Genomic DNA, 12443 nt, shown 5'->3' on the forward strand with positions numbered 1-12443 from the left:
ATCAAGCTTCGTCCTGGTCTTCGGGTGGCAGGATGGTCACGTGGAAGGCCTGCACGCGGCGTGCGTCGGCCTTGGCCACCCGGAACACGAAGCGCTCCAGGGTCAGCTCATCGCCGATTTCCGGCAGATGGCCGACGGCCTCGGTGACCAGGCCGCCGATGGTGTCGTAATCGTCATCGGAGAACTCGGCGCCGAAGCGCTCGTTGAAATCGCCGATGGTGGTCAGCGCGTCCACCACATAACGGCCATCGGCGAGGATGGCGATCTGCGAGGTGTGGTCTTCGGTCTCGTCATGCTCATCGTCGATCTGGCCGACGATCTGCTCCAGCACGTCCTCGATGGTGACCAGGCCGGCAACGCCGCCGTACTCGTCGACCACGATCGCCATGTGGTTGCGCGAGAGCCGGAACTCCTTGAGCAGCACATTGAGCTTCTTCGATTCGGGGATCAGCACCGCCGGACGCAGCAGCTCGCGCACGCTGGCGTGGCTGTTGTCGGCGACCACGCCGCGCAGCAGGTCCTTGGCCAGCAGGATGCCGAGGATGTCGTCCTTGTTCTCACCGTGCACCGGGAAGCGCGAGTGGCCGGAATCGACCACCTGCTTCATCAGCTCGATGAAAGGCCGATCCACCGGCAAGGACACCATGTGCGAGCGCGGGATCATCACGTCGCCGACGGTCAGCTCGGCCACCGAAATGGCGCCTTCCATCATCCGCAGGGTGTCTGCGGCGATCAGGCCGTCCTGCTGTGCCGTCTGCAGGATGCCAACCAGCTCGTCGCGGGTATGGGGTTCACTGGAGAACGCCGAACCCAGGCGCTCCAGCCAGCTGCGTTTCTTCTCACCGTTCTCGGGCGAGGTACTACTGTCGTCTTCAGACATCTCTTGGTTTGACTGCACCCGGCAGGCCGGGCGGTGCCTGCAAGTCTAGCAGGATGTTTGCCGTCGCCTGCTCAGGCCGCCGGTGGGTTGGGGGTCTGCACGCTGGGGGCTACCTGCGGTACATCGGCCGGGGTATCGGCCGGTTTGGCTGGCGCAGGTGGGGCTTCTCCCTCGGCCGGCAGGTCCAGGCTGTAGGTGCAGCCGGCCAGGGTTTTGCCCGGGTGGGATTTGACCGTGGACACGCCCAGGATCACCGATTCAATCAGCGCTTCGCCGGTCTTGGCGTCGTTGACATCGCGGCTGACCAGCTCGCGGCCAGCCATGAACTTGTCCGGTGCGTCGTAGCCGGTCTCCAGCTCCAGCTGTTTGGCCAGCGGGCGCGGATCGGGCATGTCGAGGATGGCGATGATGGTGCCGCCGGCCATGGCGATATGGTCGGCGCTGTGCCCGAACACCGTGATCGGGGTGTTCAACATATACTCGGCCATGAACAGGTTGCCCTGCGGCAAGGGCCGCCAGCCCAACGCTACCGCTTTCAGCGGGTCATTGGCGATCGGTGCCAAAGCGGCGAACTCGCTGACGCTCTGCCGGCATTCGATCAGGGCAGGCAGGTCGATGGTGGGCTGGGCTTTGGCCGAGGCGGCGACGAGCAAGAGCGGGAGCAGGCAGGTTGAGCGCACGGCATTCATTCGGTGAAGTCCTGATGCCGATGATAACGGCATCGCGGTGCGGCGCTGTGCAGTAGGAGCGAGCAGGGGTAGTGCCGAGCCATGCTCGGCAGGGGTTTTACCGGTAGAGCTTCTGCCGAGCATGGCCGGGCACTACCGGGCATTGCGGGTAATGGCTTTGCCGAGCATGGCTCGGCACTACATGACCTTGCTGGGAAGGCCCCTGCCGAGCATGGCTCGGCACTACCTGTGCCTACTGCTCGTTGGCGTAGGGGTCGGCGATGCCCAGGTCGGCCAGGATCTCGCGTTCCAGCTGTTCCATGGCCTCGGCCTCCTTGTCGTCCTCGTGATCCCAGCCCAGCAGATGCAGCACGCCGTGCACGGTGAGGTGGGCGTAATGCGCGTTGAGCGCCTTGTCCTGTTCCTCGGCCTCGCGGGCGACCACCGGGGCGCAGATCACCAGATCGCCCAGCAGCGGGAATTTCACTCCCTTGGGCAGGCCTTCGGGCAGCTCGGCCGGAAAGCTGAGCACATTGGTAGCGTAGTCCTTACCCCGGTAGTGGCGGTTCAGTGACTGACCTTCCTTGGCGTCGACCACGCGGATGGCCAGGTCCGCCTCACGGATGCGGCCTTTGAGAGCGGCAGCCACCCAGCGGCGGAAGCTCACCGCTGCCGGCAGACCGGCGCGCGGCATGGCGTAGCTGACGGCGACATCAAGACGCACGGGACCCTTGGTCATTCGCTTGCTCCGGGCTTGACCTGCTGCAGGTCGCGGCGGTCATAGGCGCTGACAATGCGGGCCACCAGCGGATGGCGCACCACGTCGCGCGATTCAAAGAAGGTGAAGCTGACCCCGTCCACGCCGCGCAGCACCTCGATGGCGTCGCGCAGGCCGGACTTGACGTGCTTGGGCAGGTCGGTCTGGGTCAGGTCGCCGGTGACGACCGCGGTCGAGCCGAAACCCAGGCGGGTCAGGAACATCTTCATCTGCTCGATGGTGGTGTTCTGCGCTTCGTCCAGGATCACGAAGGCGTCATTGAGCGTGCGGCCGCGCATGTAAGCCAGCGGAGCGATCTCGATGACATTCTTCTCAAGCAGCTTGGCCACTTTTTCCACGCCCAGCATTTCGTACAGGGCGTCGTAGAGCGGGCGCAGGTAGGGGTCGACCTTCTGGGTCAGGTCGCCGGGCAGGAAGCCCAGCTTCTCGCCTGCTTCCACTGCCGGGCGCACCAGGATCAGGCGCTGCACGCGCGATTCATTCAGTGCGTCTACCGCCATCGCCACTGCCAGGAAGGTCTTGCCGGTACCGGCCGGGCCGATGCCGAAGCTGATGTCGTGGGTGGCGATCTGGTGCAGGTAGCTGGCCTGGTTGAGGCCGCGGCCACGCACGGTGCCGCGCTTGACCTTGATCGCTACTTCCTGCGCTTCATAGGCCTGCTCGGTCACGTGATCGACGTTGGCGCGGTTCAAGCGCAGGTGGATGGCGTGGCTGTCGAAGACAGCTTCGGCGGCTTCCACATAAAGTGCCTTGAGCAGCTTTTCAGCTTCCAGTGCGGTCTTGCCGGGGCCGCTGACGCGGAAGACATTGCCGCGGTTGGCAATCTCAACGCCCAGCTTGAGTTCGATCTGGCGCAGATGCTCGTCGAACGGCCCAGCCAGATTGGCCAGCCGTTCGTTATCAATCGGGTCGAGAGTGAAGTCGCGATGCGTGGTGGTGGTCATTTTCACTGACAGTTGCTGGCCGGCGAAGCCGTGCCTTGGACCTTGGAAGGGTACCCCTGCGGCTGACGGACCACCAGCGGGGCAGATAGTGGTTCGGGGTTCTCCACAGCCGATGTGGATGCGGCGTGGGCCAAGCTGTGGATATCCCTGTCCAGCCCTTGCGGCATAAGCCTCTTGGCGGGATGGTTAAAAAACCGCCACATTTGACGGTTTAGGGGTAACAAGTTGTCCACAATTTTTGTGGATCGATTCGGGATGAACATGTGGATAACCCTGCGCAGCCCAATAACGGCGGGCGCTGGGTCGGTGTGGCGAATAAATGACCGCAGTGCTGGGGCAAAGGCGAGCGGTAAGAAGCGAAAAAGAGCAGCGACGGCTTTTCAAAGCAGAAACGAGCAACGACGGCTGTTCCCCTCCCGCCAGCGGGGTGAGAGGGGCGGCTTGCGAACCGCTGATTCGCTGCGGATCGAACGCCCTTGCTCCAGCGCGAGGGCCGGGGCTTGGAGCGGGGGCAGGGGGCCGCTCCTGCTTCGGACCAGTGGACCCCGCCTCTAGCCCGCGCAGCCCACCTTCCGTAAGAAAGCACAGCAGCAGCCGTCGCTGCCCTGACCTCAATCCTGCGTAACCACCCGCCCACGCAGCGAATTGCTGAAGGCCTCGGTGATCAACACATCGACAAACTGCCCGATCAGCCGCGAACTGGCTGGGAAGTTCACCGAACGCATGTTCTCGGTCTTGCCGGTCAGCTCCTTCGGGTCCTTGCGCGACGGGCCCTCGACCAGCACGTTCTGCACCGTGCCAACCATGCGCGCGGAGATGCCGGCGGCATGCTCATTGATATGTGCCTGCAGCCGCGACAGCCGGGCGTGCTTGTCGGCATCGCTGGTGGTGTCTTCCAGGTCGGCAGCGGGGGTGCCGGGGCGGCGTGAATAAATGAAGGAGAAGCTCTGGTCGAAGCCCACGTCCTCGATCAGCTTCATGGTCTTCTCGAAATCGGCATCGGTTTCGCCGGGGAAGCCAACGATGAAGTCCGAGCTGATCGAGATGTCCGGGCGGACCGCGCGCAGCTTGCGGATCTTGGCCTTGAACTCCAGCGCGGTGTAGCCGCGCTTCATCGCGCTGAGCACGCGGTCGCTGCCGGCCTGTACCGGCAGGTGCAGGTAGTTGGCCAGTTTCGGCACGTCGCGGTAGGCGTCCACCAGTGAATCACTGAACTCCAGCGGGTGCGAGGTGGTGAAGCGGATGCGGCCGATGCCGTCGATTTCGGCAAGGGTGCGGATCAGCAGGCCGAGGTCGGCAATCTCGCCATCGCCGTACGGGCCGCGATAGGCGTTGACGTTCTGGCCGAGCAGGTTGATCTCACGCACGCCCTGTTCGGCCAGCTGTGCGCATTCCACCAGCACGTCCTCGAACGGCCGGCTGACCTCGGTACCACGGGTATACGGCACCACGCAGAACGAGCAGTACTTCGAGCAGCCTTCCATGATCGAGACGAAGGCCGACGGGCCCTCGGCGCGCGGCTCTGGCATGCGGTCGAACTTCTCGATCTCGGGGAAGCTGATGTCCACCTGCGGCTTGTTCTGCTCGCGGCGGGCGCGGATCAGCTCCGGCAGGCGGTGCAGGGTCTGCGGGCCAAACACCAGGTCCACATAGGGCGCGCGCTTGACGATGGCTTCGCCCTCCTGCGAGGCCACGCAACCGCCGACGCCGATGATGACGTCGCGGCCATTGGCCTTGAGCGCCTTCCAGCGGCCGAGCTGGCTGAACACCTTTTCCTGTGCCTTTTCGCGGATGGAACAGGTGTTGACCAGCACCACGTCGGCTTCTTCGGGGTTGTCGGTCAGCTCCAGGCCCTCGGCGGCGGCGAGTACGTCGGCCATCTTGGTCGAGTCGTACTCGTTCATCTGGCAACCGTGGGTCTTGATGTAGAGCTTGCCGCGCGCGCCGCCGGCAACCGTCGGCCGCTGGCCGGGCAGGGGAATCAGTTCGGGTGTGGTCATTTCAACAGTAGGCACGGCGGAGCTGGCCGTGATCGGCAGGGGAGTTGCTGGCGTCCCGGGCATGGCGCTTATTCCAGACGGGTGGGCGGGCACGCAGCCACTGGGGCTGCATTCGTAGCCGCCTATTGTATCGGTCCGCGGGCCCGAGCACGAAAGCCGCTGCGTCAAATACTTGGCAAGCCCCGGCGAAGCTGGGAGACTCCCGCCCATGAAGGGGATTTTGGGGATCACCGGCATTCTCGCAGCAGCATTGGTCGCCTCGCCGGCCAGTGCCGGCACGCTGTACAAGTGCGTCGGCAGCGATGGGGTGCCCAATTACGTCAGCAAACGCGTCAGTGGCGCGAGCTGCAGCGTGGTCAGCAGTTATCGGCCGACCCGCGACGTGCCGCGCCATGTACCGCCGACCCCGGCGCCCGTCGCCACCCCGGTAGCTGCTGTGGCTCCCGCAAGCCAAGCCAATGACAGTTCGACGGCGGTGGCTGCACAGGCCGCCCCCACCGCACTGCCACCCACGCCAGCGCCAGCAACGGCGGGGCGGGCGCAACGGGTGGTCAGTGGCCAGGTCTACTCTTATATGAAGGATGGGGTGCGCCACTACACCAGCAGCCGGCCGGCCCAGGTGGCCAACATCGGCGCGGTGCGCACCATTCAATACAGCTACATCGAGCGTTGCTTTGCCTGCGGCGTGAACTCCCGGGTCAACTTCGGCTCGGTGCGCCTGAACACCCAGGCCTACAGCACCGAGATCGCCTCGGCCGCACGCGAGTTCGGTGTCGAGGAGGCAGTGGTGCGGGCCATCATCCATGCCGAATCAGCGTTCAACCCGACCGCGCTCAGTCGCGCCGGGGCACAGGGTCTGATGCAGTTGATGCCACCCACGGCGCGTCGTTTCGGTGTGTCCGATTCCTACGACGCCGGCCAGAACATCCGTGGTGGCGTGCAATATCTGTCGTGGTTGCTGCGTCGTTTCAACGGCAACCTGACCTTGGCCGCAGCGGGTTACAACGCCGGCGAAGGTGCGGTGGATCGGCATGGTGGTGTGCCTCCCTACAAGGAGACCCAGTACTACGTGCAGCGCGTTGCACAGTTGGCCGACCGCTACCGTGGCGAGCTTGCCACGCGCCAGTAAGCCGTCCTCCAGCGTCTCTGTTGCAGCAGGCCGTGACAAATATCGCGGACTGGTGTTTGATCGCGTTGTGTCAGCGTTAAGCGTTCCGCTACACTCCGGAACGATTCGATTCAGAGCGGGATGGCCCCCACCAGACCGTTGGCAGCCTCTAGCTACCTAATCATTATCGGAGTGCCGGATGGCAAACGATGGGGTAAATGATCCAGTCAACACCGGACGTCGGCGGTTTTTGACAGCGACCACAGCCGTGGTCGGGGCAGTCGGTGTTGGTTTCGCCGCAGTTCCTTTCATCAAGTCGTGGAATCCCAGCGCCAGAGCCAAGTTGGCCGGTGCCCCGGTGACCGCCGATATCAGCGCTCTGCAGGAAGGCCAACGGCTGATCCTGGAATGGCGCGGCCAGCCAATCTGGATCGTCAAACGTTCCAAGGCCATCCTGCAGGCATTGCCTACCCTGGATGCACGGCTCAAGGATCCGGAGTCCGGCAACAAGGACCAGCAGCCGGACTATGTGCTCAAGGGCAATCCCGAGTTCCGCTCGATCAAGCCGGACATATCCGTGCTGGTAGGTCTGTGTACCCATCTGGGCTGTTCGCCGGAGATGGTTGCCGAGATCCGCCCCGAGCCCTACGACGCGCAGTGGAAGGGCGGTTATTTCTGCCCCTGCCACAAGTCGCGTTTCGACATGTCCGGGCGCGTGTTCCAGGACGTGCCGGCGCCGATCAACCTGCTGGTGCCGCCGCATCACTATGTGGATGACAACACCCTTGTCATTGGCGTTGATCCGCAGGGGGCAGCCTGATCATGGCCGATAATATTCTTACCCGCACCGTCAGCGGCGTGGCCGATTGGGTCAACGAGCGTGCGCCCGGCCTGATGCCGGTGTACCGCAAGCATGTCAGCGAGTATTACGCGCCGAAGAACTTCAACTTCTGGTACTACTTCGGCTCGTTGGCAATGGTGATCCTGGTCAACCAGATCGTCACCGGCATCTTCCTGACGATGCACTTCAAGCCCAGCGCGGCCGAGGCGTTCGCCTCGGTTGAATACATCATGCGCGACGTGGAGTGGGGCTGGCTGATCCGCTACATGCACAGCACCGGTGCCTCGCTGTTCTTCATCGTGGTTTACCTGCACATGTTCCGCGGCTTGATGTACGGCAGTTACAAGAAGCCGCGTGAGCTGGTGTGGATACTGGGCATGCTGATCTACCTGGTGCTGATGGCCGAAGCCTTCATGGGCTACGTGCTGCCCTGGGGCCAGATGTCGTTCTGGGGTGCCAAGGTCATCATCTCGCTGTTCGGTGCCATTCCGGTGATCGGCAATGGCCTGACCGAATGGATCATGGGTGACTACCTGCCCGGCGACGCAACGCTCAACCGCTTCTTCGCCCTGCACGTGATCGCCATGCCGCTGGTGCTGCTGTTGCTGGTGGTACTGCACCTGGGCGCGCTGCACGAGGTAGGTTCCAACAATCCTGACGGCGTGGAAATCAAGAAGGGGCCGAAGGGCAACCGCTGGTCAGCGACCGCGCCAGCCGATGGCATCCCGTTCCATCCGTATTACACGGTGAAGGATCTGGTCGGTGTCGGCTTCCTGCTCACGTTGGCCGCTTTCATCATCTTCTTTGCTCCGGTGTTCGGCGGTCTGTTCCTCGAGCATGACAATTTCACCGAGGCCAACCGGCTGGTGACGCCGGAACACATCAAGCCGGTCTGGTACTACACGCCGTACTACGCGATGTTGCGGGTGGTGCCGAACAAACTCGGCGGCGTGATGGTGATGTTCTCGGCCATCGCCATCCTGTTCCTGGTGCCGTGGCTGGACAAGGCCAAGGTCAAGTCGGTCCGTTACCGTGGCCTGATCTCGAAGGTGATGCTGGGCACCCTGGTGGTGTGCTTCGTGTGGCTGGGCGTGATTGGCTCCGGTCCGGGCACGGCCATCTGGGAGACCTGGGTGGGCCGTGTGCTGACCTTCCTGTACTTCGCCTTCTTCATCACCATGCCGCTTTGGACGAAGATCGACAGCACCAAGCAGGTTCCGGACCGGGTGACGACGCATGACTGACAAGTGGATTGTGCGGTTGGCGATGGCTGCCGCGATGCTGCTGTGTGTCCCGGCGTTTGCCGCCGGCGGTGGCAAGTTGATGCAGGCGGGCAATGATCTGGGGGACCAGGCCTCGTTGCAGCGCGGCGCGCAGGCTTACATGAGCTACTGCTCGGGCTGCCACTCACTGAAGTACCTGCGTTATTCGCGCATGGGTGAGGATCTCGGCCTGACCGAACAACAGGTGATGGACAACCTCAACTTCACCGGTGCCGCCTATGGTGAGCAGATCCAGGTGGCGATGCCGCATGACGAGGCGACCAAATGGTTCGGCAAGATGCCGCCGGACCTGAGCCTGATTTCGCGGGTGCGCGGCAGCGACTGGATCTACAGCTACCTGAAATCGTTCTATGTGGACGAGTCGCGGCCGCTGGGCTGGAACAACAGCGTGTTCCCGAATGCGTCGATGCCGAACCCGCTGTGGGAGCTGCAGGGCATGCAGCATGCCATTCACGGCAAGGCCGAGCAGGAGGGCATCGACCCGCCGGTGGTGGGCTTCAAGCTTGCTTCGCCGGGCAAGGTCGATCCGCGTGGCTATGACCAGACGGTCCGCGACATCACCAACTTCCTGGAATATGCCGGCGAGCCGGCCGCGCTCAAGCGGCAGAGCCTGGGCGTCTGGGTGGTGCTGTTCCTGGCCCTGCTGACCTTCCTGGCCTATCTGGTCAAGACTGAGTACTGGAAAGACGTGCATTGAGCAGGGTGCAGGCCGGGGGGCAGTGCGCAGGGGGCCTTGGCAACTGCGCCTGTGGCTTGGCACACTCGGGTAACCGTGGTCACCGTCAGCAATGTGCTGGCGGGGCCGTAAGGTTGGCGGAATCCAACCGATGGAGAGCCTTTGATGGCGGCGAGTGTGCGTATGCGTAATACCCTGACCTTGTTCTCTGCAAATGACGATGCCCTGTGTCATCGGGTGCGGTTGGTGTTGGCGGCCAAGGGCGTGACTTACGATCTGGTGCCGGTCGATGCGCAGAACCCACCGGAAGATCTGATAGATCTGAATCCGTATCACTCCGTGCCGACCCTGGTTGAGCGCGAGCTGGTGCTGTATGCGGCGTCGGTGGTGAGTGAGTACCTGGACGAGCGCTATCCGCACCCGCCGTTGATGCCGGTCGACCCCTTGTCGCGGGCGCGGCTGCGCCTGGCGATGCTGCGCATCGAACATGACTGGGTGCCGCAGGTGCAGGCCATTCAGATGGGTAACAAGACCCAGGCGGAAGCGGGGCGCAAGCGTTTGAAGGAACTGGTTGCGCAATCGGTGCCGCTGTTCAAGGCGTCCAAGTTCTTCCTCAATCCGGAAATGAGCCTGGCTGACTGCGCGATGGCGCCGATCATCTGGCGGCTGGAGTCCCTGGGCGTGGCGCTGCCCAAGGACGGCAAGGCGATCGAGGACTACGGCAACCGCTTCTTCCGCCATCCGGCCTTCGTCCGCAGCCTGACCGATCAGGAAAAGAAGCTGCGCGAACTGCCGGGCTGAGCAGTCGCCGGCTGTATCCGAACTTATCGATCACCGCCGACAGGCGGTGATCGCGCTTCAATGCCGCGTACACTTGTGCAATGACTGAAGAAACTTTCCGGATGAGCAGCCATCGCCCATATCTGTTGCGGGCGCTGGTCGAGTGGATCAACGACAACGGCATGACGCCGCACGTGATGGTCGATGCCGGGGTTCCCGGCGTGCAGGTGCCGAGCAGCGCGATCAAGGAAGAGCGGGTAGTGCTCAATATCGCCGAGCGCGCCGTTGTTGGCCTGCATATCGACAATGACGCGGTGAGCTTCACCGCGCGTTTCTCCGGAACCAGTTTCCCGGTATACGTGCCGATCTCGGCGATCCTGGCCGTCTATGCACGCGAGACCGGCCAGGGCATGGCCTTGCCGGATGACATTCCGGGCACCGAGACCACGCCGGATGACGACGATACGCCGCCGACCGATCCGCCGGAGCGTCCGCAGCCTGGCGCGAAGCGCCCGTTCCTGCGGGTAGTCAAATAATTCCACCGCCGCCGCAAGGCGGCGGTTTTGTTTGGGCCTTTGTGTGATATCGAGCCATGTTCGGCTGGGGCTTCCCACGCGATGCCTGCGGGTGGTTGTGGGAGCAGCGTCAGCCGCGAAGCCAAGGTCCTGTCAGGTCGCTGGCATGTCCGCAACTTCCAGTGCATCAGTTTCGCGGCTGACGCCGCTCCCACAAAATGCGTGCAGCGTTACGGGTTTGTCGATGATGCCCCTGCCGAGCATGGCTCGGCACTACCCATCCGTGCAGCGTTATGGGTTTGTCGGTGATGCCCCTGCCGAGCATGGCTCGGCACTACCCATCCGTGCAGCGTTATGGGTTTGTCGGTGATGCCCCTGCCGAGCATGGCTCGGCACTACCCATCCGTGCAGTGTTATGGGTTTGTCGGTGATGCCCCTGCCGAGCATGGCTCGGCACTACCCATCCGTGCAGCGTTATGGGTTTGTCGGTGATGCCCCTGCCGAGCATGGCTCGGCACTACAGGTTGGATCAGATGTCTTCGGCTTCTTCGGTGCTTTTGCGCAGGCGGCCGATCTGTGCGGCGGCTGGGCCGCTGAAGGAGACCAGTTCGCGGCCGCGCAGCACCATGCGCCCGGTGTGGCGATCCTGGCCGTCATAGGAGTAGTCGAAACGGAAGCTGCGTTCGAAGCCCAGCCAGCCGTTGGGCAGGCGGCACAGGCGCAGGCCGGTGCTGTGCACGCTCTGGTCCAGCCACTGCACGTCGGCAGCACGGCAGGCGTTGCGGCCCAGTTCGGTGGCGCGGTCGGCAGCGGCGCGGGAGCGGTCCCAAAACGCAAAACCAATCGCGCCGACAATCATCAGGATAAGAAGGGTAGGCATGCGAGCACTTTAGGCGATCTGCTCATCCATGCGCAGCCCTCTGTTTGCGGTTGATGGCGGTGCGCGAGCAAGCCTCAGTGCGTCACCGGCGTTGGAATCGGCTCGTCCGGTGGCGGCGGCAACGGCGCGGTCGAATTGAATGCCGGCGCCGGGTTGGTCGCGGTCAACTTCAAGAGTGCGGCCCAATCCTGTCGATTGAGGTTGCACTCTTCCTCCTGGCCCGGTGAGCAGCGTTGTTCAATCGGCGAGCTCGGCACCTGCGCAGCGTTGGTTTTGGGCAACTCGAGCAGGCCAGTGCGATCAAGCATGAGCTTGCGCATCACTACTGAGTTGGCGACGTTGCCGCCGACCAGATAGAGCGTGCGATCGCCGCCCATATTGGCGCTGACCACGATTTCGCAGTGCGATTTCCAGTTGCCGGCACGGCCGCTGCCCAGCGCCTGGATCAATCCGGCGTAGTTCAAGGTGCTGCTGCGGTCGCGCAGGAAGCACAGCATGTCGCCTGGGGCCGGCTTCTCGCTGGCCGGGTCGGCCAGGCGATACGGCATGCCGTTGCTGCCGCCCTGGTAGGCGGCACGGATGTAGTCGATATGGCGTGGTGATCGGGTAAAGCCGGGCACAGCGGCGCGCGTCATCACCCAGGAGATGAAGGCGGCCGACCACGGGTTGTCGATCAGGAAGGCGCGGCAATCGGTATCGGTATAGCGGTTGCCGGCCGGCTGCGCGCAGCTGCTGGCGCCGGCAATGGCGCCCATCGGGCCAAGCGTGCCGCTATCGCGCCAATAGCCGACGACGCGCTGCCAGGCGATCAGGCCGTTGTCAGCCAGATGCTCGTTCTCGGCCTCGGTAACGCCGAGGCTGGCGATGCGACCATCGCGGTCGATGAAGGGGCGATACCACAGGCGGTGTTCACCGCAGGCCGCCGCAACCACGGCCTTGGCGGTTTCGCTCAGGCCATAGCGCGGCGGCACGTCACAGGCTTCGGCTGCCATCGCCGGCAGGGTGGGTAACAGCAGGGTCAGGCCGCACAACAGGAATCGGTATGCCACAGCGGGCTCCGCGGGGGATATTGGGGGAGTGTCGCAGCCGG

The 12443-nt window shown here is 63.7% G+C and carries 13 protein-coding genes; 6 read left to right on the forward strand and 7 right to left on the reverse strand.

The annotated features are described in order from the left end of the window. Position 1: 1 nt before the first annotated feature. The 5 genes from AC1VWL_RS04475 to miaB all read right to left on the reverse strand — a co-directional run bounded on the left by AC1VWL_RS04475 (position 2) and on the right by miaB (position 5333). Entirely contained in the window at positions 2-880 is an 879-nt protein-coding gene (locus tag AC1VWL_RS04475) for an HlyC/CorC family transporter (protein WP_282272562.1), read from the reverse strand. Positions 881-951: 71 nt separating this feature from the next. After that, complete coding sequence (locus tag AC1VWL_RS04480) at positions 952-1569, reverse strand: hypothetical protein (RefSeq protein ID WP_482985907.1); 618 nt, start codon at positions 1567-1569, stop codon at positions 952-954. A gap of 232 nt (positions 1570-1801) precedes the next feature. Then, positions 1802-2287, reverse strand: coding sequence for an rRNA maturation RNase YbeY (gene ybeY, locus AC1VWL_RS04485; RefSeq protein WP_282272180.1), 486 nt, complete (start codon positions 2285-2287; stop codon positions 1802-1804). Further along, positions 2284-3270: a PhoH family protein gene (locus AC1VWL_RS04490; protein WP_482985927.1), complete on the reverse strand. Its 987-nt coding sequence runs from the start codon at positions 3268-3270 to the stop codon at positions 2284-2286. The genes ybeY and AC1VWL_RS04490 overlap by 4 nt, the downstream gene beginning before the upstream one ends. Before the next feature lie 611 nt (positions 3271-3881). Continuing rightward, complete coding sequence (miaB, locus tag AC1VWL_RS04495; RefSeq protein WP_482985908.1) at positions 3882-5333, reverse strand: tRNA (N6-isopentenyl adenosine(37)-C2)-methylthiotransferase MiaB; 1452 nt, start codon at positions 5331-5333, stop codon at positions 3882-3884. A gap of 145 nt (positions 5334-5478) precedes the next feature. Here miaB and AC1VWL_RS04500 point away from each other — a divergent pair, with 145 nt between their 5' ends. The 6 genes from AC1VWL_RS04500 (at position 5479) to AC1VWL_RS04525 (ending at position 10494) form a co-directional block, all read left to right on the forward strand. After that, positions 5479-6399, forward strand: coding sequence for a lytic transglycosylase domain-containing protein (locus AC1VWL_RS04500; RefSeq protein ID WP_482985909.1), 921 nt, complete (start codon positions 5479-5481; stop codon positions 6397-6399). Positions 6400-6577: 178 nt separating this feature from the next. Beyond that, entirely contained in the window at positions 6578-7198 is a 621-nt protein-coding gene (gene petA, locus AC1VWL_RS04505) for a ubiquinol-cytochrome c reductase iron-sulfur subunit (protein WP_057629370.1), read from the forward strand. 2 nt (positions 7199-7200) lie between these two features. Next, the gene (locus AC1VWL_RS04510) at positions 7201-8463 is read left to right on the forward strand and encodes a cytochrome b (RefSeq protein ID WP_482985910.1); all 1263 of its coding nucleotides are present in this window, start codon (positions 7201-7203) and stop codon (positions 8461-8463) included. Further along, positions 8456-9199 (forward strand): cytochrome c1, encoded by a 744-nt coding sequence (locus AC1VWL_RS04515; RefSeq protein ID WP_282272172.1) that lies wholly within the window; start codon positions 8456-8458, stop codon positions 9197-9199. The genes AC1VWL_RS04510 and AC1VWL_RS04515 overlap by 8 nt, the downstream gene beginning before the upstream one ends. Positions 9200-9343: 144 nt before the next feature. Further along, on the forward strand, positions 9344-9979 hold the full coding sequence (locus tag AC1VWL_RS04520; protein ID WP_282272170.1) for a glutathione S-transferase N-terminal domain-containing protein: 636 nt from the start codon (positions 9344-9346) through the stop codon (positions 9977-9979). Positions 9980-10059: 80 nt separating this feature from the next. After that, on the forward strand, positions 10060-10494 hold the full coding sequence (locus AC1VWL_RS04525) for a ClpXP protease specificity-enhancing factor (protein WP_296253896.1): 435 nt from the start codon (positions 10060-10062) through the stop codon (positions 10492-10494). A 508-nt stretch (positions 10495-11002) separates the two neighbouring features. Here AC1VWL_RS04525 and AC1VWL_RS04530 read toward each other — a convergent pair. Both AC1VWL_RS04530 and AC1VWL_RS04535 read right to left on the reverse strand, forming a co-directional pair. Beyond that, positions 11003-11353: a DUF3301 domain-containing protein gene (locus AC1VWL_RS04530; protein ID WP_282267803.1), complete on the reverse strand. Its 351-nt coding sequence runs from the start codon at positions 11351-11353 to the stop codon at positions 11003-11005. A 74-nt stretch (positions 11354-11427) separates the two neighbouring features. Next, positions 11428-12345: a DUF2272 domain-containing protein gene (locus tag AC1VWL_RS04535; RefSeq protein ID WP_481534062.1), complete on the reverse strand. Its 918-nt coding sequence runs from the start codon at positions 12343-12345 to the stop codon at positions 11428-11430. Positions 12346-12443 lie beyond the last annotated feature (98 nt).

It is taken from the genome of Stenotrophomonas sp. STEN063 (genome assembly GCF_056854515.1).